Annotated in this window: 20 protein-coding genes; 10 read left to right on the top strand and 10 right to left on the bottom strand. The window is 72.1% G+C overall.

What is annotated here, in order from left to right:
* Positions 1-50 precede the first annotated feature (50 nt).
* From allB to AC3RJ7_RS09525, 8 genes are all read right to left on the bottom strand, one after another.
* The gene (allB, locus tag AC3RJ7_RS09560) at positions 51-2,615 is read right to left on the bottom strand and encodes an allantoinase AllB (RefSeq protein WP_491455607.1); all 2,565 of its coding nucleotides are present in this window, start codon (positions 2,613-2,615) and stop codon (positions 51-53) included.
* A gap of 51 nt (positions 2,616-2,666) precedes the next feature.
* Positions 2,667-4,454 (bottom strand): glyoxylate carboligase, encoded by a 1,788-nt coding sequence (gene gcl, locus AC3RJ7_RS09555; RefSeq protein WP_491455606.1) that lies wholly within the window; start codon positions 4,452-4,454, stop codon positions 2,667-2,669.
* A gap of 54 nt (positions 4,455-4,508) precedes the next feature.
* On the bottom strand, positions 4,509-5,387 hold the full coding sequence (locus AC3RJ7_RS09550) for a 2-hydroxy-3-oxopropionate reductase (protein WP_491455605.1): 879 nt from the start codon (positions 5,385-5,387) through the stop codon (positions 4,509-4,511).
* Positions 5,388-5,444: 57 nt separating this feature from the next.
* Complete coding sequence (locus AC3RJ7_RS09545; protein ID WP_491455604.1) at positions 5,445-6,248, bottom strand: hydroxypyruvate isomerase family protein; 804 nt, start codon at positions 6,246-6,248, stop codon at positions 5,445-5,447.
* A gap of 437 nt (positions 6,249-6,685) precedes the next feature.
* Positions 6,686-7,495, bottom strand: a complete 810-nt coding sequence (locus tag AC3RJ7_RS09540; RefSeq protein WP_491455603.1) for a bifunctional allantoicase/(S)-ureidoglycine aminohydrolase — start codon at positions 7,493-7,495, stop codon at positions 6,686-6,688.
* Between the two features lie 39 nt (positions 7,496-7,534).
* The gene (locus AC3RJ7_RS09535) at positions 7,535-8,887 is read right to left on the bottom strand and encodes a DUF6986 family protein (RefSeq protein WP_491455602.1); all 1,353 of its coding nucleotides are present in this window, start codon (positions 8,885-8,887) and stop codon (positions 7,535-7,537) included.
* Positions 8,884-10,497, bottom strand: a complete 1,614-nt coding sequence (gene aceB, locus AC3RJ7_RS09530; RefSeq protein WP_491455601.1) for a malate synthase A — start codon at positions 10,495-10,497, stop codon at positions 8,884-8,886. The genes AC3RJ7_RS09535 and aceB overlap by 4 nt, the downstream gene beginning before the upstream one ends.
* Positions 10,494-11,933, bottom strand: a complete 1,440-nt coding sequence (locus AC3RJ7_RS09525) for an NAD(P)-dependent malic enzyme (RefSeq protein ID WP_491455600.1) — start codon at positions 11,931-11,933, stop codon at positions 10,494-10,496. Before AC3RJ7_RS09525 ends, aceB begins: the two co-directional genes overlap by 4 nt.
* A 222-nt stretch (positions 11,934-12,155) precedes the next feature.
* Here AC3RJ7_RS09525 and AC3RJ7_RS09520 point away from each other — a divergent pair, with 222 nt between their 5' ends.
* The 6 genes from AC3RJ7_RS09520 to AC3RJ7_RS09495 all read left to right on the top strand — a co-directional run bounded on the left by AC3RJ7_RS09520 (position 12,156) and on the right by AC3RJ7_RS09495 (position 19,352).
* Positions 12,156-12,911 (top strand): IclR family transcriptional regulator, encoded by a 756-nt coding sequence (locus tag AC3RJ7_RS09520; RefSeq protein ID WP_491455599.1) that lies wholly within the window; start codon positions 12,156-12,158, stop codon positions 12,909-12,911.
* A gap of 342 nt (positions 12,912-13,253) precedes the next feature.
* Complete coding sequence (locus AC3RJ7_RS09515) at positions 13,254-13,427, top strand: hypothetical protein (RefSeq protein ID WP_491455598.1); 174 nt, start codon at positions 13,254-13,256, stop codon at positions 13,425-13,427.
* 196 nt (positions 13,428-13,623) lie between these two features.
* Positions 13,624-15,114, top strand: a complete 1,491-nt coding sequence (locus AC3RJ7_RS09510) for a xanthine dehydrogenase small subunit (protein ID WP_491455597.1) — start codon at positions 13,624-13,626, stop codon at positions 15,112-15,114.
* Entirely contained in the window at positions 15,111-17,528 is a 2,418-nt protein-coding gene (gene xdhB, locus AC3RJ7_RS09505; RefSeq protein WP_491455596.1) for a xanthine dehydrogenase molybdopterin binding subunit, read from the top strand. Before AC3RJ7_RS09510 ends, xdhB begins: the two co-directional genes overlap by 4 nt.
* Before the next feature lie 16 nt (positions 17,529-17,544).
* The gene (gene xdhC, locus AC3RJ7_RS09500; RefSeq protein WP_491455595.1) at positions 17,545-18,588 is read left to right on the top strand and encodes a xanthine dehydrogenase accessory protein XdhC; all 1,044 of its coding nucleotides are present in this window, start codon (positions 17,545-17,547) and stop codon (positions 18,586-18,588) included.
* Positions 18,585-19,352, top strand: a complete 768-nt coding sequence (locus AC3RJ7_RS09495) for an SDR family oxidoreductase (RefSeq protein WP_491455594.1) — start codon at positions 18,585-18,587, stop codon at positions 19,350-19,352. Before xdhC ends, AC3RJ7_RS09495 begins: the two co-directional genes overlap by 4 nt.
* Before the next feature lie 221 nt (positions 19,353-19,573).
* Here AC3RJ7_RS09495 and AC3RJ7_RS09490 read toward each other — a convergent pair whose 3' ends face one another.
* On the bottom strand, positions 19,574-20,806 hold the full coding sequence (locus tag AC3RJ7_RS09490) for an MFS transporter (protein WP_491455593.1): 1,233 nt from the start codon (positions 20,804-20,806) through the stop codon (positions 19,574-19,576).
* Positions 20,807-20,994: 188 nt separating this feature from the next.
* Entirely contained in the window at positions 20,995-22,578 is a 1,584-nt protein-coding gene (locus AC3RJ7_RS09485; RefSeq protein ID WP_491455592.1) for an NCS2 family permease, read from the bottom strand.
* 229 nt (positions 22,579-22,807) lie between these two features.
* On the opposite strand from AC3RJ7_RS09485, the gene AC3RJ7_RS09480 reads away from it, so the two are divergent.
* From AC3RJ7_RS09480 to AC3RJ7_RS09465, 4 genes are read left to right on the top strand one after another with little or no spacing between them, the layout of a single operon-like run.
* On the top strand, positions 22,808-23,215 hold the full coding sequence (locus AC3RJ7_RS09480; protein ID WP_491455591.1) for a TOBE domain-containing protein: 408 nt from the start codon (positions 22,808-22,810) through the stop codon (positions 23,213-23,215).
* On the top strand, positions 23,212-24,051 hold the full coding sequence (modA, locus tag AC3RJ7_RS09475) for a molybdate ABC transporter substrate-binding protein (protein WP_491455590.1): 840 nt from the start codon (positions 23,212-23,214) through the stop codon (positions 24,049-24,051). The genes AC3RJ7_RS09480 and modA overlap by 4 nt, the downstream gene beginning before the upstream one ends.
* 5 nt (positions 24,052-24,056) lie before the next feature.
* On the top strand, positions 24,057-24,887 hold the full coding sequence (locus AC3RJ7_RS09470) for an ABC transporter permease (protein WP_491456151.1): 831 nt from the start codon (positions 24,057-24,059) through the stop codon (positions 24,885-24,887).
* A complete protein-coding gene (locus AC3RJ7_RS09465) occupies positions 24,884-26,107 on the top strand; it encodes a sulfate/molybdate ABC transporter ATP-binding protein (protein ID WP_491455589.1) in 1,224 nt (407 codons plus the stop codon). The genes AC3RJ7_RS09470 and AC3RJ7_RS09465 overlap by 4 nt, the downstream gene beginning before the upstream one ends.
* Positions 26,108-26,111 lie beyond the last annotated feature (4 nt).

Here is a 26,111-nt window from a genome sequence, read left to right as displayed (position 1 = left end):
CCGTGGACCGGCACGGTATCGGACCGCCCGGCCTCACAGCCCCCGGGATGCTACGCGTTCCCTTTTCGAAGCATCCGGCCCTGGGCCCGTTCGCGGTCGACGGGTGCGCCCGCGAGGTACGCGCGGCGCACGCCTCCCGTGAGCTCGCGACCGTCGTACGGCGTGACGGGATGCCGATGCTCGAGCGAACGGGCATCGACGGTGAACGGCTCGTCGGGTGCGAAGACCGCGAAGTCGGCCGCGTAGCCGGTCGCGATGCGGCCCTTCGTGGCGAGGCCGACCCGCTCGGCGGGTCGCTGCGCCATCCACTCGACGACCCGCTCGAGGCCGATGCCGCGCTCGCGCGCCTCGGTCCAGATGAGCGGCAGGCCGAGCTGCAGAGACGCGATGCCGCCCCACGCGAGCTCGAAGTCGCCGTCGCCCTTGTACTTCATCTCGGGCGTCGACGGGGAGTGGTCGGAGACGACGTAGTCGATGACGCCGTCGCGGAGCCCCTCCCACAACCGGTCGCGGTTCGCGTCCTCGCGGATGGGCGGGCAGCACTTGAACGCCGTCGCGCCCGCGGGCACGTCCTCGGCGAACAGCGTGAGGTAGTGCGGGCACGTCTCGACGCTGAGATCCGTGCCCGCGGCCTTGGCCCGGGCGATCTGCCCGAGCGAGTCCGACGAGGAGAGGTGCAGGATGTGCGACCGGGCGCCCGTGCGGGTCGCCCGCTCGATGACCTCGGCGATCGCCGTATCCTCGGCCTCGCGGGGGCGCGACGCGAGGAAGTCAGCGTAGCCGGGGCCGCCGGCGTGGGGCGCGGCGTCGATGACATGGGCGTCCTCCGCGTGCACGACGAGCATCGAGTCGTGCTCGGCGATGACGCGCATCGCCTGCTCCATCTCGTCGGCAGTCACCTGCGGGAACTCGTCGACGCCCGAGTGCAGCAGGAAGCACTTGAAGCCGAAGACGCCCTCGGCCACGAGCGGCGCGAGCTCGTCGAGGTTGCCGGGCACGACGCCGCCCCAGAACCCGACGTCGACGAACGTCTGGCCTTCGGCCGCCGCCCGCTTCTCGTCGAGCGCCGCGACCGAGACCGTCGGCGGGATCGAGTTGAGCGGCATGTCGACGATCGTCGTCACCCCGCCGGCCGCGGCGGCACGGGTCGCCGAGGCGAAGCCCTCCCACTCGGTGCGGCCGGGCTCGTTGACGTGCACGTGGGTGTCGACGAGTCCGGGCAGCAGCACCTCGTCGGCGGCGAGCTCGACGACGGTCGCGCCTGCGAGCCCGGTGCCGAGCGGCGAGATCGCGACGATACGGCCGTCGCGCACGCCGATCTCGACGGCCCGTTCGACGGGCGAGCCCTCGCCGGCGACGAGCGCGCGCGCCGCGCGGAACACGACGTCGAACGCCTCGCGCTCGAACGGTTCTTCGCGAGTTGCCCGACTTTGTGCAGAATCGGGCGACTCGGCGGCGCGGCTCTCGGTGGCGCGGGTGGCGGCCTGGTCGGTGATGAAATCGGTCACGAGTTCCTCCGCGAGTCGGGTGAGCAGATCGGATGCCTCGGCCATGCTGCGGGCCGGATCGGGTTCGAGCTCGGCGAGGGCGCGGGCGTTCGCGAATCCCGCGTCGCGCACTTCGTCGTCGCTCAGCAGGCGTCGGCCGCTCACGGCGTAGACGGGCACGCCGGCCCGTCGGGCGGCACGGGCGACGCCGATCGGCGTCTTGCCCATGAGGCTCTGCGCGTCGAGGCTGCCCTCGCCCGTGATCACGGCGTCGGCCCCGGCCAGCCGGGCCTCGAGGCCGGTGAACTCGAGCACCACGTCGATGCCGGGCCGGCGCTCGGCGCAGAGCACCGCGAGGGCGGCGAAGCCGACCCCGCCCGCGGCCCCCGCGCCGGGGCGCTCGGCCGCGATGCGGGCCGGGACGGCGTCGTGAGTGGCGAGCACGTCCACGAAGTTCGCGAGCGCCGCGTCGAGCCGGGCCACCTCGTCGGGCGTCGCACCCTTCTGCGGACCGAAGACCGCGGCGGCGCCCGAGGGCCCCAGCAGCGGGTTGTCGACGTCGCTCGCGAGCACGATCTCGGTCTCGGCGAGCCGCGGGTCGAGCCCGCCGAGCTCGATGCTCGCGAGCTCGGCGAGGGCCCCGCCCCCGACCGGCAGCTCGCGCCCCGCGTCGTCGAGCAGGCGCGCCCCGAGCCCCTGGAGGAGCCCGGCTCCCCCGTCGGTCGAGGCGCTGCCTCCGATGCCGAGCACGATGCGCCGCGCGCCCGCGTCGAGCGCGGCCGCGATCAACTGGCCAGTGCCGAGGCTCGTCGCGGCCGAGGCATCCGCCCCGCCCGAAGGGACCAGGTCGAGCCCGGACGCCTGCGCCATCTCGACGACCGCCTCGTCGCCGCGCAGGGCGAGCGCCGCGTCGACCGGCGCGCCCAGCGGGCCGGTGACGCGTGCGATGCGGCGTTCGAAACCGGCCGCGAGGGCCGCGTCGAGCGTGCCCTCGCCGCCGTCGGCCACCGGGATCGCCTCGATCTCGATCGAGGGGTCGACGCGGCGGGCGCCCTCGGCGACCTTGGCGGCCACCTCGGGCGCCGAGAGCGACCCCTTGAACTTGTCGGGCGCGATCACGATGCGCATGGGTTCAGTCTTCCGTGTCTGCAGGTTCAGCGGGAGTGCGAGGCGCGCGGCTCAGTCGAGCAGTGCGTAGACGGCCTCGGGCGCGTCGGCCGGCGACGTCGCGAGGTCCTCGAACTCGTTCACCGTGTCGAGGTCGGCACCCATCGCGATGTTCGTGACGCGCTCGAGGATGACCTCGACGACCACGGGCACCTGGAACTCGTCACGCAGGCGCTCGGCCTCGGCGAAGCCCGCCGCGAGGTCCTCGGGACGCTCGACACGGATCGCCTTGCAGCCGAGGCCCTCGGCCACCTTGACGTGGTCGACGCCGTAGCCGGTCGCGACGCTGGAGGGGTCGAACGGCGTGTTGACGTTGTCGAACGCCAGCGAGACCTCGTAGTCCATCTCGAAGCCGCGCTGCGACTGGCGGATCAGGCCCAGGTAGCTGTTGTTCACCACGACGTGGATGTACGGCAGCCGGTGCTGCGCGCCGACCGCGAGCTCCTCGATCATGAACTGGAAGTCGTAGTCGCCCGACAGCGCGACCACGTTCTCATCCGGCTTGCCGCGCACGACGCCGAGCGCCGCGGGCAGGGTCCAGCCGAGGGGGCCGGCCTGGCCGGCATTGATCCACTGGCGCGGGCCGTAGACGTGGAGCAGCTGGGCGCCGGCGATCTGCGACAGCCCGATCGTGGTCACGTAGGTGGTGTCGTGGCCGAACGCGGAGAGCATCTCCTGGTAGACGCGGTGCGGCTTCATCGGCACCTGGTCGAAGTTGGTCTTGCGCTGCAGCGTCGCCTTGCGGCCGCGGCACTCCTCGGCCCAGCCGAAGTAGTCGGGCAGGTCGGCGACGCGGTCGCGGGCCGCCTCGAGCAGGGCGTCGATGAACGCCCCCGCGTCGGAGACCACGCCGTAGTCGGGCGCGAACACGCGGCCGATCTGGGTGGGCTCGATGTCGACGTGCACGAAGGTGCGGCCCTTGCGGTAGGTGTCGAGGCCGCCCGTGTGGCGGTTCGCCCAGCGGTTGCCGATGCCGAGCACGAAGTCGGACTCGAGGAAGCTCGCGTTGCCGTAGCGCTGCGAGGTCTGGATGCCGACGAGGCCCGCGGCGAGCGGGTGGTCATCGGCGATCGCGCCCCAGCCCATCAGGGTCGGGAAGACGGGCACGCCGAGCGTCTCGGCGAGCTCGACGAGCGACGCTGCGGCGCCCGAGTTGACGACGCCGCCGCCCGCGACGATCGCCGGGTGCTTCGACGCGACGAGCAGGTCGAGCACCTTCTCGGCCTGTGCGCGGGTCGCGGTCGGCTTGGCGACCGGCAGTGGCTCGTAGGTGTCGATGTCGAAGTCGATCTCGGTCATCTGCACGTCGAACGGCAGGTCGATGAGCACCGGGCCCGGGCGGCCCGAGCGCATGATCTGGAACGCCGACTGGAAGACGCCGGGCACCTGGGCGCCCTCGAGCACCGTCTTCGCGAACTTCGTGACGGGCTTCGCGATCGACGCGATGTCGACGGCCTGGAAGTCCTCCTTGTCGAGCTTCGCGACGGGCGCCTGGCCCGTGATGCACAGCATGGGGATCGAGTCGGCGATCGCGGCGTACAGGCCCGTGATCATGTCGGTGCCCGCGGGGCCCGACGTGCCGATACACACGCCGATGCGGCCGTCGCCGGTGCGACTGTAGCCGTCGGCCATGTGCGAGGCGCCCTCGACGTGGCGGGCGAGGGTGTGCCGGATGCCGCCGTTCGCGCGCATCGCGGAGTAGAGCGGGTTGATGGCGGCGCCGGGCAGGCCGAAGGCCTCGGTGGCGCCCTCCTTGATCAGGATCTGCACGATGGCGTCGACGGCGCGCATGCGAGTCATGGGAGTGCTCCTTCGGGGAGAGTGGAAAGACGTGGGTGGATGCCGCAGCGCGAGTTACTCGCGGCCGGCGAGCTCGGCGGTGAGCTTGAAGAGGCCCGAGTGGTCGAGGCCGCCGTCGCCGCGGGCGACGAGCGAGGTGACCAGCTGGGCGACGGCTGAGCCGAGCGGAACGGTGATGCCGGCCTGTCGTGCGGCGGCGGTGACGATGCCCAGGTCCTTGTTGTGGAGCGCGAGGCGGAATCCGGGGACGAAGTCGCGGTTCAGCATCTTCTGCCCCTTCTGGTCGAGGACCTTGGAGCCGGCGAGCCCGCCGCCCAGGACCTTCAGTGCGGCGTCGGTGTCGACGCCGAAGGCTTCGAGGAAGACGACCGCCTCGGCGAGCGCCTGGATGTTGACGGCGACGATGAGCTGGTTGGCCGCCTTGACGGTCTGGCCGGCGCCGGCGGGGCCGACGTGCACGATCGTCTTGCCGATGCCCTCGAGCACGGGCAGCGCCTTGGCGAAGTCGGCTTCGGAGCCGCCGACCATGATCGAGAGCACGCCGTCGATGGCGCCCTGCTCGCCGCCCGAGACGGGCGCGTCGACCGCGCCGAAGCCGGCCGCGACGGCCTCCTCGGCGAGCTCCTTCGCGACGTCGGGGCGGATCGACGAGTTGTCGATCCAGAGCGCGCCGGCCTTGGCATTGGCGAACACGCCGCCCTCGCCGCGCACGACGCCCTCGACGTCGGGCGAGTCGGGCACCATCGTGATGACGACGTCGGCGTCCTTCACCGCGTCGGCGATGCTCGAGGCGCCGTGGCCGCCAGCCGCGACGAGCGCGTCGATCGGCGCCTGGCTGCGGTTGAAGCCGGTGACGTCGTGGCCGGCGGTGACGAGGTTCTTGGCCATGGGCAGGCCCATGATGCCGAGGCCGATGATCGCGATGTTGCTCATGAGGGGGGTCCTTCTGCGTACGTCGTGCGGGTCTGGGGTCTGCGGGTGGCGGTCGGGTCAGGCGGTGGCGGATGCCTCGGCGCCGGCGAGCCACGTGAATGCCTCGTCGATCGGGGCCTTGTACTCGAGGCCGATCGGGCCCTCGTAGCCGAGCTCGCGGCTGCGGGCGATCCACGTCTCGAGCGGGAGTTCGCCCGTACCGGGGGCACCGCGACCGGGGTCGTCGGCGATCTGGATGTGGCCGAACGACGGGGCGTGCGCCTCGATGACCGCGGCGACGTCGTCGCCGTTGACGGCGAGGTGGTAGAAGTCGGCGAGGAGCTTGATGTTCTCGTTGCCGGTGGCCCGCACCCGCTCGATGACCGCGAGCGCGTCGGCCGCCTTGAGCAGCGGGTACCGGGCGGCGCCCGAGACCGGCTCGAGCAGCACGGTGCCGCCGATCGCGGCGACGCCGGCGGCCGCGGCCGCGAGGTTCGCGACGGCGGTCTCGTCTTGCGCGGCGGCGTCGACGCCGTCGATGCGGTTGCCGTAGAGCGCGTTGAAGCCCTTGGTGCCGAGTTCGCGACCGATGCCGGCGACGACCGCGATGTTGTCGCGGAACTCCTGCTCGCGACCCGTCCACGAGACGAGGCCCCGGTCGCCGCCGGGCATGTCGCCCGCGTTGAAGTTGAGGCCGGTCAGCTGCACGCCGGCGTCGCGGATCGCGCCGATGAAGGCGTCGACGTCGCGGTCGGCGGGCACCGACTCGGCGAAGGGCCACCAGAACTCGACGGCGTCGAAGCCGGCGGCCTTGGCCGCGGCGGGGCGCTCGAGCAGGGGCAGCTCGGTGAGGAGGATCGAGCAGTTCACCGTGTAGGTCATCGTCGACTTCTTTCCTGTCGCTTCTTCCGTATTCCGGAAGAGTTCTTTTGCTGTATGAAATCGTAAGCGCATCCCCGCGGCACGTCAACCCTCGTGACGCCCCGGTCGGTCGAGCAGCGCGCGAGCGCGTATCGAGACCACCCGGTCGGTCGAGTAGCGCGAAGCGCGTATCGAGACCACTCAGTCGGTCGAGTAGCGCGAAGCGCGTATCGAGACCACTCAGCCGGTCGAGTAGAAGCGCGTATCGAGACCACCGCGGTCGCGGCATCCGTGGTCTCGATACGGCGCTTCGCGCCTACTCGACCGACGGACGCGTGGTCTCGATACGCGCTTCGCGCCTACTCGACCGACGTGAACGACGAAGCGCCCGGCGACGGACCTCTCGTCGCCGGGCGCTTCGCACGCACGCCCGCGGGGTGTCGCCCGCGGGCACGTTCTCAGGTGAGCCGGATCTGCCGGTTCATGTCCTTGTACAGCAGGTAGCGGAACGGCTCGGGGCCGCCCGCGTAGCAGGCCTGCGGGCAGAACGCTCGCAGCAGCATGTAGTCGCCCGCCTCGCACTCGACCCAGTCGTCGTTGAGGCGGTAGACCGCCTTGCCCTGCAGCACGAAGAGGCCGTGCTCCATGACGTGGGTCTCGGCGAACGGGATCGACCCGCCGGGCTGGAACGTGACGATGTTGACCTGCATGTCGTGCGCGAGGTCGTTCGAGTCGGTGAACCGGGTCGTGGCCCATGCGTCGGTGCCGGGCATCGGCACGGGCTCGATGTCCTGGTCGCGGGTGACGAACGACGCCGGCGGCTCGACGCCGTCGAGGAACTCGTACGCCTTGCGGATCCAGTGGAAGCTCGTGAGCTCGGTGCCCTCGTTCGCGAGCGACCACTCGGCGCCGGGCGCGAGGAACGCGTAGCCGCCCGCCTCGAGCACGTGCCGCTCCCCCTCGAGCGTCAGCGTGAGCTCGCCGGTCGTCACGAACACGACGCCCTCGACGCCGGCCTCGGCCTCGGGCGTCGCGGCGCCGCCGCCGGGAGCGATCTCGACGATGAGCTGCGAGAATGTCGTCGCCCCGCCCGCGACGGGTCGGGCGATGATCCAGGCACGGGTGTCGGTGAAGCCGGGGAGGTTCGACGTGACGATGTCGCGCAGCACGCCCTTCGGGATGAAGGTGTACGCCTGCTTGACGACCGCGCGGTCGGTGAGCAGGTCGGTCTGCGGCGGCAGCCCGCCCTGCGGGGTGTAGTAGCTCATGCTCGTTCCTTGTGTTTCGGGGTGGGTCGCGGCATCCGCTCAGTCGCTCGCGGTGCCGGCGAGCTTGGGGTGCGCGAGCAGCGTCAGCGCGCGCCGGTCGATGCCGATGTCGGCGACGATCTCGGCCTCGCCGACCGCGCCGCACTCGACGCCGCGCAGCACGAAGTCGGCGAGCGCGCGGGCCGTCGCCGGTTCGTCGAGCACGGCGCCGGCCGTGCGCTCGAGATAGTTGCGCAGGCGAACGGATGCCTCGGGGTAGCCCTCGCGGAAGAAGGCGTAGGTCGCGAGGTAGCGGGTGGGCAGCTGGTGCGGGTGGAGGTCCCAACCCTGGTAGAAGCCGCGCTCGAGCGAGCGACGCACGAGCCGCGCGTGCAGTCGCCACGCCTCCTCGGTGCGGTCGCCGATCGGCAGGATGTTCGTCGAGCCGTCGGACAGGCGGATGCCGGTGCCGGCGACCGCGAGCTGCATGATCTCCTTCGCGAGGTCGGCGACGGGATGCTCCATCGACTGGTAGCGGGCCGCGATCTGCAGCGACGCGCTGTAGTCGTAGGTGCCGTAGTGCAGCGCGCTGATGCGGCCGGGGGCGGCGACCGCGAGCTGCGCGACGGGCGCGGTGCCGTCGGCCCCGAGGATGAGCTGCGGCGTCTCGACCTGCACCTCGAAGCGCAACCGCCCCTCGGGCAGGCCGTGCGCACGTTCGAGCGCGGTGACGACGTCGACCATCGCCTCGACCTGCGCGACGGTCGTGACCTTCGGCAGCGTGAGCACGAGCCCGTCGGGCAGGCCGCCGTCGCTGCTTCGCGCGACGAGCGCGCCGATGAAGAGATCGAGGGTGCGGATGCCTCGGGCCCGCGTGGGCGCTTCGAAGCACTTGAACCGGATGCCGATGAAGGGCGGTGCCACCCCGGCCTCGACGGCGGCGGCGACCTGCTCGGCCGCGCGCACGGCGTCGGCGTCCTCGACCTCGTCGCCGCGATCGCCGTAGCCGTCCTCGAAGTCGAGGCGCAGGTCTTCGATCGGTTCGCGGGCGAGTTTCTCCCGCACTCGCGGCGCGATGCGCGCCGCGAGTGCGGGATCCACCCCGATGCGAACGGCGAGCGCCTCGAACCCGCCGTCCGCAGTCACGGACTCCTCGGCTGCGCGGCCCCACGCCGCAGGCAGCTCGGGAGTGAAGGTGTCGGCCGGCACGTACACGGTGTGCACGGGCTGGCGGGAGCCGTCGTCTCCCGGGTAGACGGCGGCGAGCAGGTCGTCGGTGTCGGCGAGCCGCGCCTCGACGCGGGCGAGGTCGGCGTCGGTCAGCGCGGTGCGCGGCGCCGCGGCATCCGATGCCGTGCCCTCGGCGCCCTGCGCGCCCGCCGCGCCCCCGATCTCGCTGTCGACCATGCTCATCCCAGCAGCTCGTAGGCGGGGAGGGTGAGGAAGTCGACGTAGTCGTCGGAGGTGCAGATCTCCTCGATGAGCTTCGCGGCCGGCTCGTAGTAGGCGGTGAACCGCTCGGGGGCGACCTCGCCGCGCAGACGGTCGACCTCTTCAGCCAGGACACTCCGTACGAGCTCGACCGTGACGGTCTCGCCGGTGTCGGCGAGCACGACGCCGTTCTTCAGCTGCTGCCACACCTGCGAGCGCGAGATCTCGGCGGTCGCGGCATCCTCCATCAGGTTGTGGATCGCGACCGCGCCGTTGCCCGAGAGCCAGACCGCGGTGTAGGCGACCGCGACGTAGAGGTTGTCGTGCAGCCCCGCCTCGGTGACCCGTCCGCCCGCCGACGCGACGTCGAGCAGCTGCGCCGCCGTGACCTCGACCTCGGGGCGCTGCTTGTCGAGCTGGTTCGGCTTCGCGCCGAGCACCTCGTCGAACACCTCGCGGCAGACCGGCACGAGGTCGGGGTGCGCGACCCATGAGCCGTCGAAGCCGTCGTTGGCCTCGCGCGTCTTGTCGGCGCGCACCTTGTCGAACGCCGCGCGGGTGACCTCGAGGTCGTCGCGATTCGGCACCACGGCGGCCATGCCGCCCATCGCGAAGGCGCCGCGACGGTGGCACGTCTTCACGAGCAGCTCGGTGTACGCGCGCATGAACGGCGCGGTCATCGACACCTGGGCGCGGTCGGGCAGCACGAACGCGTCGCCCGCGTCGCGGAAGACCTTGATCATGCTGAACAGGTAGTCCCATCGGCCGGCATTGAGGCCCGAGGCGTGCTCGCGCAGCTCGTAGAGGATCTCGTCCATCTCGAACGCGGCGGGGATCGTCTCGATGAGCACGGTCGCCCGCACGGTGCCGCGGGCGATGCCGAGGTACTCCTGGGCGAAGACGAAGACGTCGTTCCAGAGGCGGGCCTCGAGGTGACTCTCCATCTTCGGCAGGTAGTAGTACGGACCGTCGCCGTTCTCGATGAGCTGCTTCGCGGTGTGGAAGAAGTGCAGGCCGAAGTCGACGAGCGAGCCGCTGCCCTCGCGGCCGTCCACGAGCACGTGCCGCTCGGGCAGGTGCCAGCCGCGCGGGCGGGTGACGACCGTGGGGCGGCGCACGTCGGTGCGGAGCGCGTACGCCTTGCCCTGCGGCGAGGTGAAGGCGAGCGTGCCGCGGGCGGCGTCGCGGAGGTTGAGGATGCCGGCGACGACGTTCTCCCACTCGGGGGCCGCGGCGTCCTCGAGGTCGGCGAGCCACACGCGCGCCTCGGAGTTGAGGGCGTTGATCGCCATCTTGGCGGGGGCTGGCGGGCCGGTGATCTCGACGCGGCGATCGAGGAGGGCCTCGGGCGCCGGCGCGACCTTCCACTCCGACTCGCGGATCTCGCGGGTCTCCGGCAGGAAGGCGAGGGTGCCGCCCGCGGCGATGCGGTCGCGCTTCTCCTTCCGCGCGGCGAGCAGCTCGAGGCGACGGGCGTCGAACTCGCGGTGCAGCGCCTCGACGAAGGCGAGGGCCTCGGCGGTCAGGATCTCGTCGGCACCGTCGATCTCGGCCGGGCGGGTGATCTCGAGGGAACGGATGTCGGTGGTCATGCGGCGGCGCCTTCCTGCGTCTCGACGGTGAGCTCGGTGTCCCGGTTGGTGTCTTCGCGATGCGCGGCGCCGGCGACGGCCTCGGCGACGGCGCGGGCGACATCGGGATCGAAGACGCTCGGAATGATGTAACTCGCGTTCAGCTCATCATCGCGCACGCACGACGCGATCGCCTCTGCCGCGGCGACGAGCATCTCGGGCGTGATGTCGACGGCACCGGCGTCCAGCAGGCCCCGGAAGAAGCCCGGGAAGGCGAGCACGTTGTTGATCTGGTTCGGGAAGTCGCTGCGACCGGTCGCGACGACCGCCGCGTGGCGGGCTGCGACGACGGGGTCGACCTCGGGGTCGGGGTTCGCCATCGCGAAGACGATGGCGTCGTCGGCCATGCTCTGGATCTCGGCCTCCCCCAGCAGGTTCGGGGCGCTCACGCCGATGAAGACGTCGGCGCCGGCGAGCACTTCGGCGAGCGTGCCGGTGACGCCATCGGCGTTCGTGTTCGCGGCGAGCCAGGTGCGGTGCTCGTCGGCGTACTGCTCACCGCGGTGGATGGCCCCGTTGCGGCCGCACGCGACGACGTGCTTCGCCCCCTCGGCCATGAGCAGCTGGATGATCGCGTTGCCGGCCGCGCCGACGCCCGAGACCACGATCCGCACGGTGTCGAGCCGCTTGCCGACCACGCGGAGCGCGTTCATGAGCGCGGCGAGCGTGACGATCGCGGTGCCGTGCTGGTCGTCGTGGAAGACGGGGATGTCGAGTTCATCGCGCAGGCGCCGCTCGATCTCGAAGCAGCGGGGCGCCGCGATGTCCTCGAGGTTGATGCCGCCGTACACCGGCGCGAGCGCCTTGACGATGCTGATGATCTCCTCGGTGTCCTGCGTGTCGAGGGCGACCGGCCAGGCGTCGACGTCGGCGAACTGCTTGAAGAGGGCGGCCTTGCCCTCCATGACCGGGATCGATGCGGTCGCGCCGATGTTGCCGAGGCCGAGCACCGCCGAACCGTCGGTGACGACGGCGATCGTGTTGCCCTTCACGGTGAGCCGGCGGGCGTCGGCCGGGCGGTCGGCGATCGCGAGGCAGACGCGGGCGACGCCCGGCGTGTAGGCGCGGGAGAGGTCGTCGCGGTTGCGCAGCGGGGTCTTCGGCACGATCTCGAGCTTGCCGCCCTGGTGCAGGCGGAAGGTGCGGTCGGCGACCTCGTGCACGACGACGCCGTCGCGCGCAGCCAGGGCCGCCGCGACCTGCGCCGCGTGCTCGGCGCTCCCGGCGTAGCAGGTCAGGTCGACGAGCACGCGGTCGGTGCTCGACTCGCTGACGTCGACGGCGGTGATGACGGCGCCGGCCTCGGCCGCCGCGACCACGAGTTCGCTCGTCGCGGTGACGCCCGCGGGCGCCTCGACGCGGAGCTGGATGGAATAACCGGGACTGGGATTCGCCATCGGATCGACTTTCTTGAATGCCCGCGTTGTTTCAAGCGCGGCGGTTTCCGTATTACGGATGTTAATGTCTGCCATTCGGAAACTCAACCCCTGATTCGCGGATGCCGCACCGCGACGCCCGTCGCGTGCCGGGTCGCACGGGCGTGTGCGGTATGTTGACTGCATCCCGGCAGTTTTCCGCGATGCGGATATGGGCTGCCACGACGAGAACGGGAGCACGGCATGGCGGAAGGTCAGCCCGAGGGCGTCAAGTCGGTCGCGCGGGTGTTCGATCTGCTCGAGCTCATCGCCGACGCCGGCGGCGACGTCACGCTGAGCGAGCTCTCGACGATGGCCGAGCTGCCGCTGCCGACCATCCACCGCCTGCTGCGCACCCTCGTCGCCCTCGGCTACGCCCGCCAGCTCGCGAACCGCCGCTACGCACTCGGGCCCCGGCTCGTGCGCCTCGGCGAGGTCGCGAACCGCCAGTTCGGCCGCATGGCACGCCCCCAGCTCAAGGAGCTCGTCGAGCGACTCGGCGAGACCGCGAACCTCGCGACCCTCGACGGCGACCAGGTGATCTACGTCTCCCAGGCGCCGTCGCCGCACGCCATGCGCATGTTCACCGAGGTCGGCCGCCGCTCGCACCTGCACGCGACGGGCGTCGGCAAGGCCATCCTCGCCCAGCTCGACGACGACACCGTGCGCGACATCATCGCCCGCACCGGCCTGCCGCAGTCGACCGTGCACTCGATCGCCACGCTCGACGACCTGCTCGAAGACCTGCGCATCACCCGCGAGCGCGGGTACGCCATCGACGACGGCGAGCAGGAGATCGGCGTGCGGTGCTACGCGATGACGGTGCCCGGTGCCCCCATCCCGACGGCGGTGTCCGTGTCGGGCCCGGTCGCCCGCGTCGACGAGGACTTCGCCGAGCGAGCCATCCCCGTGCTGCGCGAGGTCGTGCAGGAGATCGCCGACGCCACCGCCGCCGCGTAAGCGGGGCACCCTCCGTCGGTCGAGCAGCGACGAAGGAGCGAATCGAGAGCACCTCGTATCGAGGCATCCGTGGTCTCGATACGGCGCTGCGCGCCTACTCGACCGACCGGCGGCGTGGTCTCGATACGGCGCTGCGCGCCTACTCGACCGACGGCGCGCGCCCGCCGACCGAATGTCGCCGTTTCGACCGAGTGGCGCCGCCACTTCGGCGACCCTCGGCACGAACGGCAACGGTCGGCGCGCGCACCTCTTGACGAGGCATCCCGCCGCGCCGTACTCTTTCCGTAGTTCAGAACTTTGCTTCCGTATATCGGAAGTACTCGACGGAGAGGAGGGTGACGAATGTACGACCGCCACGACCACGAGGACGCACCGACCGTCAACCGACCGCTCGCCGTCGGCTACGCCTCGATCGAGGTCGACCCCGACATCTACATCCCGGCGCGGGCCGACCGGCGAAGCCGCTTCGTCCGATGGTTCCACCGCACGCCGGGGCTGAGTCGCCGCGTCGCCTGAGACGGGCGACAACCCGCGCGACGAGCGAGCGAATATCCGTTCTGCGAAATCGGGATTCCGACTAGCAAGAACTCGCTGCCGCTGACGCAGTACTATCGGTATGTACTGCTCACGCAGCTGCGGTGCGAGGTGGGGCCACCGGGGCCCCGGTGCCGCAGGCGTCATCGATGACGCCGCCCTCACCCGAGGAGATCCCATGGACGAGATCGCCATCACCGTCAACGGGCTTCGACGCCCGCTCGACGGTGCCACCGCCCACACCACCGCGCTCGACTGGTTGCGCGACACGGGCCTCACGGGCAGCAAGGAGGGCTGCGCCGAAGGCGAGTGCGGCGCCTGCGCGATGCTCGTCGCGACGCCCGGCGACGACGGCGGCACCGCCTGGACGGCGGTCAACGCCTGCCTCGTGCCCGTCGCGGCGCTCAACGGCCAGGAGGTCGTGACTGCCGAGGGGCTCGGCTCCCCCGATGCCCTGCACCCCGTGCAGGAGAAGCTCGCCGAGGCGGGCGGCTCGCAGTGCGGCTACTGCACCCCCGGCTTCGCCTGCAGCATGGCCGGCGAGTACTACCGCGCCGACCGCGTCCCCGAGGCGGCGCACGATCACGACCCGGCCGACGGGCACGACGAAGGATGCCCCGTGCACGACCCCGAGCACGGGCCGAACGGGTTCGACCTGCACGCGCTGAGCGGCAACCTGTGTCGCTGCACCGGGTACCGCCCGATCCGCGACGCCGCCTACGAGCTCGGCCTGCCCGAGGCGGGCGACGAGCTCGCCGAGCGGCGCGAGCGTCCGGCACCCGCACCGGTGCCCACCGACTTCACGGCGGGCGGCGGGCGGTTCGTGCGCCCCGCCTCGCTCGACGAGACCCTGCGATTCCTCCGCGACGAACCCACGGCGCTGCTCGTCGCCGGCTCGACCGACGTCGGCGTCGAGGTCAACCTGCGCGGCCGCCGTGCTCCGCTCGCCGTCGCGATCGAACAGCTCGACGAGCTGCGCACCCTCAGCGTCGGCGACGACGTCATCGAGATCGGGGCGGCACTGCCCCTCTCCGAGATCGAACGCCGGCTCGACGGCCGGGTGCCGCTGCTCGCGCAGCTCTTCCCGCAGTTCGCCTCCCGACTCATCCGCAACCGCGGCACGATCGGCGGCAACCTCGGCACGGGCTCGCCCATCGGCGACACCCCTCCGGCCCTGCTCGCGCTCGGCGCCCGGCTCGTGCTCGCGTCGGCCGACGGCGAGCGCGAGGTCGAGCTCGCCGACTACTTCACCGGGTACCGGCAGACGATCCGCCGCCCCGACGAGCTCATCCGCGCGGTCCGCATCCCGCTGCCGCTCGCCAGGGTCACGGCCTTCCACAAGATCGCGAAGCGCCGCTTCGACGACATCTCGAGCGTCGCGCTCGGCTTCGCGCTCGACATCGAGGGCGGCGTCGTCACGAGCGCCCGCATCGGGCTCGGCGGCGTCGCCGCGACGCCGCTGCGCGCCTACGACACCGAGGCCGCGCTCGTGGGCAAGGCCTGGAACATCGCGACCGTCAAGGCGGCGTCGACGGTGCTGAAGGGCGAGGGCACGCCGATGAGCGACCATCGCGCCTCGAGCGACTACCGCTCGCTCATGCTCGGCAGCGCGCTGCTCAAGCTCTACTCGACCACGATCCACGACGAGAACAAGGAGGTGTCGGCATGAGCCACCTCGCCGACCGCCCCGCCAACCCCGTCGTCGGCCGCCGCGCGGTGCACGAGAGCGCCGCGCTGCACGTGACCGGCGCCGCCATGTACACCGACGACGTCGCCGGCCTCTCGACGGGCGTGCTCACCGCGTGGCCCGTGCAGTCGACCAACGCGCACGCTCGCGTGACGATCGACGTCGCCCCCGCCTACGAGGTGCCTGGCGTCGTGCGCGTGCTCACCGCAGAGGACGTGCCCGGTCTCAACGACGCCGGCATCAAGCACGACGAACCGCTCTTCCCGAGCGAGGCGATGTTCTACGGACACGCCCTCGTCTGGGTGCTCGGCGAGACGCAGGAGGCGGCCCGTCTCGGCGCCGAGGCCGTGAAGGTCGAGTACGAGCCGCTTCCCTCGTACATCACCGTGCAGGAGGCGATCGACGCCGGCTCGTTCCAGGGCATCGCCCGCACGGTCGAGCGCGGCGACGCGAAGACCGCGATCGCCGAGGCCGACCGCGTCTTCGAGGGCGTCACCCAGTTCGGCGGCCAGGAGCACTTCTACCTCGAGACGCAGGCCTCGTTCGCCGTGCGCGACAGCGAGGGGCAGTACTTCATCCAGTGCTCGACGCAGCATCCCTCCGAGACGCAGGAGATCGTCGCCCACGTGCTCGGCATCTCGTCGAGCGAGGTCACCGTGCAGCAGCTGCGCATGGGCGGCGGCTTCGGCGGCAAGGAGATGCAGCCGCACGGCCTCGCCGCGATCGCCGCGCTCGGGTCGAAGCTCACCGGTCGCCCGGTTCGCCTGCGACTCAACCGCACGCAGGACCTCACGATGACGGGCAAGCGCCACCCCTTCCACATCACGTGGAAGGTCGGCGTGAGCGCCGACGGGTACCTGCAGGGGCTCGACGCGACCCTCACCGCCGACGGCGGCTGGAGCATCGACCTCTCCGAGCCCGTGCTCGGCCGAGCCCTCTGCCACCTCGACAACGCCTACTGGATTCCGAACGTGCACGCCCACGGGCGCATCGCGAAGACGAACAAGACGTCGAACACGGCGTTCCGCGGCTTCGGCGGCCCGCAGGGCGTCTTCCTCATCGAGGACATCCTCGGCCGCATCGCGCCTCAGCTCGGCATCGATCCGACGGTGCTGCGCGGGCAGAACTTCTACGTGCCCGGCCAGTCGACGCCGTACGGCCAGCTCGTGAAGGACGCCGAGCGCATGCCGCTCATCTGGTCGCAGCTGAAGGACGAGTGCGACTTCGACGCGCGCAGCGCCGAGGTGGCCGAGTTCAACGCCGGGCACGACGACGTGAAGCGCGGCCTCGCGATCACGCCCATCAAGTTCGGCATCTCGTTCAACTTCGCCGCGTTCAACCAGGCCGGTGCCCTCGTGCACGTCTACAAGGACGGCTCGGTCCTCGTCAACCACGGCGGCACCGAGATGGGCCAGGGCCTGCACACGAAGATGCTGCAGGTCGCCGCGACCGCGCTCGGGCTCGAGCTGCACCAGGTGCGACTCGCCCCGACCCGCACCGACAAGGTGCCGAACACCTCGGCCACCGCGGCGTCGTCGGGCGCCGACCTCAACGGCGGCGCGGTGAAGAACGCGTGCGAGCAGATCCGCGAGCGCATGGCGAAGGTCGCCGGGCGCCTCTTGAACGTCGACGAGCGCGACGTGCGCTTCGAGGGCGGCTTCGTCACGGGCCTCGGCAACCGCGACCAGCGGCTGAGCTTCGCCGAGGTCGCCGAGGCGGCGTACCTGCAGCGCGTGCAGCTGTGGGCGGCGGGCTACTACCGCACCGAGGGGCTGCACTGGAACCCCGACCTCATGCAGGGCTCGCCGTTCAAGTACTTCTCCTACGGCGCTGCGGCGACCGAGGTCGAGGTCGACGGCTTCACGGGCGCGTACCGGGTGCGCCGGGTCGACATCATCCACGACGTCGGCGACTCGCTCTCCCCGATGCTCGACATCGGCCAGATCGAGGGCGCATACGTGCAGGGCGTCGGATGGCTCACGCTCGAGGAGCTCCGCTGGGACGAGACCGACGGCCCCGGCCGCGGGCGGCTGCTCACCCAGTCGGCTTCGACGTACAAGCTGCCGAGCTTCTCGGAGATGCCCGAGGAGTTCAACGTCCGCCTGTTCGAGAAGGCGCGGGAGGACGGCGCGGTCTACGGCTCGAAGGCCGTCGGCGAACCGCCGTTGATGCTCGCGTTCAGCGCCCGCGAGGCGATCCGCACCGCCGTCGGCGCGTTCGGCCCCGCCGGCCGCGGCGTCGTGCTGGGCTCCCCCGCCACGCCCGAGGCGGTCTACTGGGCCGTCGAGGCGGCGCGGGCCGAGGCATCCATCGATGCGGATGCCTCGGAGCCGAACCGTGCGGACGTCGATGCCGAGGCCGGCACCGAGCCCGCCCTCGCGGGCGCGGACTCCTGAGCGGAGGCCGCGCACGATGGACTGGCTCGACGCGCTGCGACGGCTCCGCGAGACACGGACGCCCGCCGTCATCGTCACGCTCGCCGTCGTGCGCGGCCATGCCCCGCGCAACGGCGGTGCGAAGATGGTCGTCGCCCCCGACACGGTGTTCGGCACCGTCGGCGGCGGCAACCTCGAGCAGACGGCGATCGACCGGGCCCGCCACATGCTCGCGAGCGGCTCGGCGGAGCCCGAGCTGCTCACCCTGAAACTCAGCGACAAGGCCACGACCGAGTACGGCGTGCAATGCTGCGGAGGAGAGGTCACGCTCATGCTCGAACCCGTGCGGGTCGTGCCGTCGGTCGCCGTGTTCGGCATGGGGCACGTGGGCCTCGAGCTCGCGCGCATCCTCGCGCGACAGGAGCTCCAACTGCACCTCGTCGACTCGCGCGCCGAGATGCTCACGCCGGAGCGCCTCGGCGTGCCCGGGGTCTCGGGCGTGCTCGCCGACGCCGTCGCCGACGTGCGCGTGCACCACGAGCCCGTGCCCGAGGCGGGGCTCACCGAGCTGCCGCCCGGCGCCCACGTGCTCATCATGACCCACGACCACCTCGAAGACCTCGCGATCACCGACAGCGCGCTGCGGCGCGAGAGCCTCGGTTCGATCGGGCTCATCGGGTCGAAGTCGAAGTGGGTGCGCTTCCGGGCGAAGCTCACCGAGCTCGGTCACGACGAGGCCGACCTCGGGCGGGTGACGACGCCGATCGGCATCCCCGAGGTCGCGGGCAAGGCGCCGGCGACGATCGCGGTGAGTGTCGCCGCGCGCATCCTGCAGCTCATCGAGGAGGCGCAGCCGACGCCGGTCGACGAGACGGTCGACGGCGCCGAGGTACCCGGCCGCGCCGACACGACGGCGGTCACCCCGACTGCCGAGCTCGCCGACGCGGGCGGAGGCACCGACGCGGGCGCGACCCCCGACAGCGTCGACGCGGGTCGGGCCGCGGATTCCGACGCGGGCACGGCGCATGCCGCCGAAGCGCGCGGCGATCGCCGGGTTCCGGGCGCGGGGTCGGCGGCATGAGCTCAGCCGCGCGCTCCGTCATCGTCACCGGGGCGGGCACGGGCATCGGGCGGGCGACCGCTCGCGCCCTGCTCGCCGCGGGCTTCGGCGTCACGCTCGCGGGGCGCCGCACCGCACCGCTCGAGGAGGCCGCCGCGACCGGCGACGACGGCTCGAGGCATCCCGCCGCCCTCGTCGTGCCGTGCGATGTGACCGACGCCGACCAGGTCGACGCGCTCGTCGCCGCCCACGTCGAACGGTTCGGCCGCCTCGATGTGCTCGTGAACAACGCGGGCGTGCCCGGCCCCGCGGCCGATGTCGGCGAACTGCGCCCCGACGACTGGGCGGCGGTCGTCGCCGTGAACCTCACGGGAGCGGTGCTCTGCGCGGGCGCCGCGTTCCGGCAGATGGCGGCGCAGCGACCGAGCGGCGGACGCATCATCGACAACGGCTCGATCGCCGCGCAGTCGCCGCGGCCGAAGTCGGTGGCCTACACGACGACGAAGCACGCGATCGCCGGGCTCTCCAAGTCGATCGAGCTCGACGGACGCCCCTACGGCATCAGCTGCACCCAGCTCGACGTCGGCAACGCGCGCACGGAACTGCTCGACGACTTCGTCGGCGAGGGCGCCCTGCAGCCCGACGGGCGCCGCCTCGTCGAGCCGACCATGGACGTCGCGATCGTCGCGGGCCTCATCGTGCAGCTCGCGAGCCTCCCCGCCGAGGCGAGCGTGCCGCAGCTCACGGCGACCGCCGCCGGCATGCCCTTCATCGGCCGCGGCTGACTCCTGCCGGTAGCGCGCGAATCGCTCGGCGGGAGCACGACTCGCGCATCGCCGACCGCGCACCTACAGGCAGATTGTGTGAGCGACCGGCGTGTCGGCACCGACACGCCGAGCACTCGCCGGAAGTGCCTGTAATCGGAAACGCGACCACTGAAGGCGGGTATTGACGCCGAGAAATGGGGCGCCGGCCGGACCACCGTCCGGGTGCGAGGGTCGCGACCTCAGGCCGCGGGCACGACCGGCCGACGGCGCAGGGCGAGCGGCAGCGTCGCGAGCGAGATCGCGGCCGCGACCAGGAACGCGACGCCGAACGAACTGCCCGTCGCGATGACGCCGACCACGATCGCGCCGATGCCGCTGCCGGCGTCGAAGCCGATGTTCCACACGGCGCTCGCGAACACCGACTGGTTCGGCGGCACGACGGCGAACGCCTCGCCCATCGTGAGGTTCTGCAGCGCGCCGTAGCTCATCCCGACGAGCGCGAGCCCGACGAGGAGGGGCGCCGTCGAGGCATCCACCGCCGATGCGGCGTCGCCGGCGCCCGCGCCCGCATCGCCGGCGACGCCGACCACGGCCCACGCGACGAGGCCGAGGCCTGCCGTCGTCACGAGGATGAACGGCACCAGCAGCCGGTGCGTGCCGAAGCGGTCGGCGAGGCCGCCGACGAGCCACCGGGTGAGTGCCGCCGTGCCGGTGAACAGCGCGAGGCCGAACGTCACCGCGACGGCGTCGCCCGTGATCTGCGGCGTGAACGTGATGAGCGCACCGCCCGCGAGCGTCACGCCGAGGAGGATTCCGACCGGTGCCAGGAGCGCGCGCAGCGCGGCGCCCCGTCCGACCTGGTGCACGTGGCCCGCGGCCGCCGCGGCGACGGCCTGCTCGGCGTGGCGGGCGTGCAGGCGTCGGGCGAGCCGGATCGCCGGCACGATGCCGGCGAGGGGCAGTGCGCCCGCCAGGAACACCCACTGGTAGCCGAACGTCTCGGCGACCCACGGCGCGATCGGCAGCAGCACGAGCTGCGGGCCGGCGATCGCGAGCCCGAACGCACCGATGGCGCGCCCCCGGCGAGCGGGCTCGACGAGATCGGCGACCGCGCCCGAACCGGCGACGGTGAGCACCGCGAAGCCCGCGCCACGCACGGCGGCGATCACCAGGATGACTCCGAGCGAATTCGACAGCAGGTGCGCCAGCGACGGCGCCCCGAGCAGCACGAGCCCGGCGACGAGCACGGGCCCCCAGCCGAGCCGGCGCAGCGCCGCGGGCACGAAGGTCTGGAACAGCACCGTCGACAGCATGAAGACGCCCGTGACGAGGCCGGCGCCCGCGGCGTCCGCACCGCCGGTGACCGCCCATTGCGGCGCGACGGGCAGCAGCACCGCGTAGCCCGAGAAGCCCGCCGCGACCATCGTCAGCAGGGCGGGCATGCCCGGTGCGCGCCAGACCGATTGCGTCACGGGCGTTCCTCTTTCTCTTAGGGGCGATACCGGCGGGGCTCCCGCGAGGGCGGTCGGGCGGGCTTCACGGTGCGGATGCCTCGCGCCGAGGCATCCCGGAGCGAATCATGTCGCACGCGAAGCGGCCCGACCCGGACCGCACGCGAGGTGCGGGCCGGGCCAGGCCGTCGTGGTGGTGCCGGCTGCGTCTAGCCTGCCAGCATCGCCTCGATCGGTCCGCGCACGAAGTAGAGCGCGAAGCCCGCCGAGACCACCCACATGAGCCAGTGCACCTTGTTGGCACGGCCCGAGAGGGCGTTCACGAGCGTCCAGGAGATGAAGCCGACGCCGATGCCGTTCGCGATCGAGTAGGTCAGCGGCATCGTCACGATCGTGAGGAACGCCGGCAGCGCGACCGCGAAGTTCGAGAACTTGATCTCCTTGATCTGGCCCATCATCATCGCGCCGACGACGACGAGGGCGGCCGAGCCGACCTCGATCGGCACCACGAGGGTGAGCGGCGTGAGGAACATCGAGAGCAGGAACAGCACGCCGACGACGAGCGATGCGACGCCCGACCGGGCCCCCTCGCCGATGCCCGAGGCGCTGTCGACGTAGACCGTGTTCGACGACGTCGACGTCGCACCGCCGGCGACCGCGCCGAGGCCCTCGACGACGAACGCCGAACGCAGGCGGGGGAAGGTGCCGTCCTTGTAGGCGAGCCCGGCGTTCTTCGCGAGGCCGGTCATCGTGCCCATCGCGTCGAAGAAGTTCGAGAACACGAGGGTGAAGATGAGCATCGTCGCACTGAGGGCGCCGATGCGGCCGAACGCTCCGAACAGGTCGAACTGGCCGACGAGGCCGAAGTCGGGCACGGTGACCCACGAGGTCGGCAGCTCGGGGATCGTCATGTGCCAGCCGTTCGGGTCCTCGTACGAGGGGCCGAGGTTGAGGATGGCCTGCGCGATGATCGCGACGATCGTGGTCGCGACGATGCCGATGAGGATGCCTCCGGGCACGCGCCGCGCGACGAGGATGCCGATCGTGATGAGGCCGAGGAGGAAGATGAGCGTCGGCACCGATGTGATCGAGCCGGCGTCGCCGAGCTGCACGGGCGGGCCGCCCGGCGTGCGGTTCACGAAGCCCGAGTCGACGAAGCCGATGAACGCGATGAAGAGGCCGATGCCGACCGTGATCGCGGCCTTGAGCGCCTGCGGCACGGCCTTGAAGATCGCGGTCCGCGCGCCGGTGGCTCCGAGCAGCACGATGATGACGCCGTTGATGACGACGAGTCCCATCGCCTCGGGCCAGGTGACCTGCCCGACGACCGAGACGGCGAGGAACGAGTTGATGCCGAGGCCCGCCGCGATCGCGAACGGCAGTCGGGCGAACACGCCGAACAGGATCGTCATGACACCGGCCGTGAGGCCGGTGGCCGCGCCGACCATGGCGGGGTTCAGCACGTTGCCGTCGACGTCGGGCACGTTGCCGAGGATGAGCGGGTTGAGGATGACGATGTAGGCCATCGTGACGAAGGTCACGATGCCGCCGCGGAACTCCCGGGCGAGGGTCGAGCCGCGACGCGAGATCTCGAAGAACCGGTCGAAGCCGTTCTTCGGTTCCGCCTCGACGGTCGTCGTCGCGCCCGTGGGCAGCGGGTTCGGCACGCTCGCGACGGCGAACGTGTCGAGCGACGGCTCAGTGGGGTTGGGGGTCGGGGAATCTGCAGTCCCGGCGGTGCCGTCGGACTGCGTCACGGCGGCGTCATCGCCGGCGCGCGTTGTCGAATCCATGAGAGGGCTTCCTTGCTGTCGAACGCCGGCGCGGTGGACTCCCCGGGGTACCGGGTGGATCTCCGTTGATCCGACTCATGGGTGGCCGCACGATCGTCAGGGTTCCTGCGGCGGCCGGGTTCGAAGGTAGCAGCCGGGCGGGCGTGCGTCTATACATTTTCGGAATCGTGCTTCCACATTGTGGACATGAGCATTGCGCTTCCGCATGTGCGGCGATATCGTCCTACTTATGACGCACTATCGGATCAGCGAGGCCGCCGAACTGCTCGGCGTGAGCGACGACACCGTGCGACGTTGGGTGCACGACGGCGTGCTGAGCTCGGCGAAGGACGAGGCCGGCCTGCAGGTCGTTCCCGGAGCCGAGCTCGCCGAGCGGGCCAAGGCGGTCGCCGCGACCGTCGCCGACCGCAGCCACGTGCGCCGCAGCGCGCGCAACCGGTTCGTCGGCCTCGTGACCGACGTGCAGATCGACGGCCTCATGGCCCAGGTCGAGCTGCAGTGCGGGCCGCACCGGGTCGTCTCGCTCATGTCCGCCGAGGCGGCGCGCGAGCTGCGACTCGAGGTCGGCTCGCGCAGCGTCGCCGTGGTCAAGGCGACCACCGTCATCATCGAGACCGAGAAGGATGCTTCGCAGTGACCCCGCTCCACCGCCTCGCCCTGCCCGCCGTCGTGGGCCTCGCCCTCGCTCTCGCCCTCACCGGGTGCGCCGCGGGAGACGCCGCCGAGCCGACCACGGATGCGGGCGAGGGCACCGCCGCGGCCGGCCCCGAGCTGGAGGGCGAGCTCACGATCTTCGCGGCGGCGTCGCTGAGCGGCGCCTTCGACGAGCTCGCCGAGCAGTTCGAGGCCGCGCACCCCGCGCTCGACGTCGCGCCGATCACCTACGACGGGTCGTCCGTACTCGCGACCCAGCTGATCGAGGGCGCGCAGGCCGACGTGTTCGCCTCGGCCGACGGGAAGAACATGACCAAGGTGGTCGACGCAGCGCTGGCCGACGAACCGGTCGACTTCGCGACCAACGTGCTCGAGATCGCGGTCGCTCCCGGCAACCCGCTCGGCATCGCCGGGCTCGACGACCTCGCCGACGGCGCGACGAGGGGCGCCGACGGAGCCCCCCTCACGGTCGTGCTGTGCGCGGCGGAGGTGCCGTGCGGCAACGCGGCCCAGACCCTCATCGACGACGCCGGCATGACGGTCACGCCCGCGAGCGAGGAGCAGAACGTCACCGCGGTGCTCACGAAGGTCAAGGCCGGCGAGGCCGACGCCGGGCTCGTCTACGTCACCGACGTGCAGGCCGCCGGCGACGCCGTCGCGGGTGTCGAGATCGAGAACGCGGATGCCGCGACCAACGTCTACCCCCTCGCCGCGCTGGCGGATGCGCCGAATCCCGACGCCGCCGCGGCGTTCGTCGAGTTCGTCGCCTCCGACGAGGGTCGGCAGGTGCTCTCGTCCTTCGGCTTCGGAGCGCCGTGACCCCGATCACGGCGACTCCACCCGCGCGCCGCGACGCGACCCGCGTCGCGGCGCGCTTCCCGCTGTGGCTCTACATTCCGGCCGCCGCCGGCGTCGCCGTGCTCGTGCTGCCGTTCGCCGCGCTCCTCGCGCGACTCGACTGGCCGGGCGTGCCGGCCGCGATGTCGTCGCCCGAAGCGCTCCAGGCCCTCGGGCTCTCGCTCCTGACGGCCTCGATCGCGACCGCGGCCTGCATCGTGCTCGGCGTGCCGCTCGCGCTCGTGATCGCCCGTTCGGGGCCGGCGGTCGCGGCGGTGCTGCGCACGCTCGCGACGCTGCCGCTCGTGCTGCCGCCGCTCGTCGGCGGCATCGCGCTGCTCGCCCTGCTCGGCCGTCAGGGACTCTTCGGTGACGCCCTCGCGGCATTCGGGCTGCGCATCCCGTTCACGACGACGGCGGTCGTCGTCGCGCAGACGTTCGTCGCGCTGCCGTTCCTCGTGATCTCGGTCGAGGGGTCGCTGCGCACCGCGGGCACGCGGTACGAGCTCGTCGCCGCCGGGCTCGGCGCGAGCAGGTGGACGGTGTTCCGCCGCATCACGCTGCCGCTCGTCGCACCGGGACTGGTCGCGGGCACCGTGCTGTGCTTCGCGCGGGCGCTCGGCGAGTTCGGCGCCACGGCCCTCTTCGCGGGCAACTCCGCCGGTACGACCCGCACCATGCCGCTCGCGATCTACACGGCGTTCAACGGGGCCGGTGTCGCGGAGGACACCGCGATCGCGCTGTCGCTCATGCTCATCCTCGTCGCGGTCGGCGTGCTGCTGCTCATGCGCGGCTGGCGAGCGGACGCACCGCGATGACGACGCCGACTCCCCCGCACGCGACCGATCCGCGACCCGACGGCCCGGACGCATCGGCACCGGTCGGCGCACTCGACGTCGACGTGCGGGTCGAGGCCGGGGCGTTCGCGCTCATCGCCCGACTCGTCGTCGGACCGGGCGACGTGCTCGCCGTGCTCGGACCGAACGGCTCGGGCAAGTCGACCCTGCTCGGCGCGATCGCCGGTCACCTCGAGCCGTCGGCCGGGCGCGTCCGGCTCGGCGGCCGGATGCTGACCGAGGTCGACGAAGCCCGACGTGTGGCGCTGCCGCCGGCCGATCGCCGGGTGGGCCTGCTCGGCCAGCACGCGCTCGTCTTCCCGCACCTCAGCGCCCGCGAGAACATCGCCTTCGGCCCTCGCGCACGTGGCGTGCCCGCCCGTGCGGCGCGCGCCGCGGCCGACGAGTGGCTCGCCCGCGTCGGCCTCGATGGGCTCGGCGACCGCCGGCCCGCGGCGCTCTCGGGCGGGCAGCAGCAGCGCGTCGCGCTCGCCCGCACCCTCGCCGCCGAGCCCGAGGTGCTCCTCCTCGACGAACCGTTCGCCGCGCTCGACGTCGAGGCGGCGTCGTCGATGCGCCGGCTCGTCGCCGACGAACTGGCCCGGCTCGAGGTGCCCGCGGTGCTCGTCACCCACGACCCGCTCGACGCGATCGTGCTCGCCCGTCGCGCGGCGATCCTGCACGACGGCGCGATCGTCGACGAGGGGCCGACCGGCGACGTGCTCGGCCACCCCCGCACGCCGTTCATCGCCGCCCTCGCCGGGGTCAACCTCGTGACCGGCACGGCCACCGCGACCGACCGGCTCGTCTCGGGCGACCTCGACCTGCGGGGCCTCGGCGAACTGAGACCCGGCGCCGGTGCATCCGCGGTCTTCAGCCCGGGAGCCGTTCACGTCGGTCAGGCGACATCCGCCGGCATCGAGAGAACCGCCGGCACCGAGGCATCCCCGCCCGAGGCGGCCGGCGACGGCCCTCGGAAGCCGGGGAGCGCGGGCGGCCGACCGGCCGCACCGAACGGCTGGCTCGGCACCGTCTCGCTCGTCGAGCCCGCCCCGGGAGGCGTGCGGATCCGCATCGCCGAGCACCCCGCGCTCGCCGTCGACGTGCCCTCGTCGCGGGCCGTCGACCTCGACCTGCGGAACGGCGCACGCCTCGCGTTCACGGTCGCGGTCGCCGATGTCTCGGTGCGACCCGAGTGGTGACGCC

The sequence above is a fragment of the Agromyces solani genome (genome assembly GCF_058349925.1).
Note: the sequence above shows the minus strand (reverse complement) of the source record. Positions and strands in the feature narration are given on the sequence as shown.

Bases quoted from the DNA above. Each gene is read 5' to 3' on its own strand.
- allB (WP_491455607.1), bottom strand. From the start codon at position 2,615: ATGCGCATCGTGATCGCGCCCGACAAGTTCAAGGGGTCGCTCTCGGCG.
- gcl (WP_491455606.1), bottom strand. From the start codon at position 4,454: ATGACTCGCATGCGCGCCGTCGACGCCATCGTGCAGATCCTGATCAAG.
- AC3RJ7_RS09550 (WP_491455605.1), bottom strand. From the start codon at position 5,387: ATGAGCAACATCGCGATCATCGGCCTCGGCATCATGGGCCTGCCCATG.
- AC3RJ7_RS09545 (WP_491455604.1), bottom strand. From the start codon at position 6,248: ATGACCTACACGGTGAACTGCTCGATCCTCCTCACCGAGCTGCCCCTG.
- AC3RJ7_RS09540 (WP_491455603.1), bottom strand. From the start codon at position 7,495: ATGAGCTACTACACCCCGCAGGGCGGGCTGCCGCCGCAGACCGACCTG.
- AC3RJ7_RS09535 (WP_491455602.1), bottom strand. From the start codon at position 8,887: ATGAGCATGGTCGACAGCGAGATCGGGGGCGCGGCGGGCGCGCAGGGC.
- aceB (WP_491455601.1), bottom strand. From the start codon at position 10,497: ATGACCACCGACATCCGTTCCCTCGAGATCACCCGCCCGGCCGAGATC.
- AC3RJ7_RS09525 (WP_491455600.1), bottom strand. From the start codon at position 11,933: ATGGCGAATCCCAGTCCCGGTTATTCCATCCAGCTCCGCGTCGAGGCG.
- AC3RJ7_RS09520 (WP_491455599.1), top strand. From the start codon at position 12,156: ATGGCGGAAGGTCAGCCCGAGGGCGTCAAGTCGGTCGCGCGGGTGTTC.
- AC3RJ7_RS09515 (WP_491455598.1), top strand. From the start codon at position 13,254: ATGTACGACCGCCACGACCACGAGGACGCACCGACCGTCAACCGACCG.
- AC3RJ7_RS09510 (WP_491455597.1), top strand. From the start codon at position 13,624: ATGGACGAGATCGCCATCACCGTCAACGGGCTTCGACGCCCGCTCGAC.
- xdhB (WP_491455596.1), top strand. From the start codon at position 15,111: ATGAGCCACCTCGCCGACCGCCCCGCCAACCCCGTCGTCGGCCGCCGC.
- xdhC (WP_491455595.1), top strand. From the start codon at position 17,545: ATGGACTGGCTCGACGCGCTGCGACGGCTCCGCGAGACACGGACGCCC.
- AC3RJ7_RS09495 (WP_491455594.1), top strand. From the start codon at position 18,585: ATGAGCTCAGCCGCGCGCTCCGTCATCGTCACCGGGGCGGGCACGGGC.
- AC3RJ7_RS09485 (WP_491455592.1), bottom strand. From the start codon at position 22,578: ATGGATTCGACAACGCGCGCCGGCGATGACGCCGCCGTGACGCAGTCC.
- AC3RJ7_RS09480 (WP_491455591.1), top strand. From the start codon at position 22,808: ATGACGCACTATCGGATCAGCGAGGCCGCCGAACTGCTCGGCGTGAGC.
- AC3RJ7_RS09465 (WP_491455589.1), top strand. From the start codon at position 24,884: ATGACGACGCCGACTCCCCCGCACGCGACCGATCCGCGACCCGACGGC.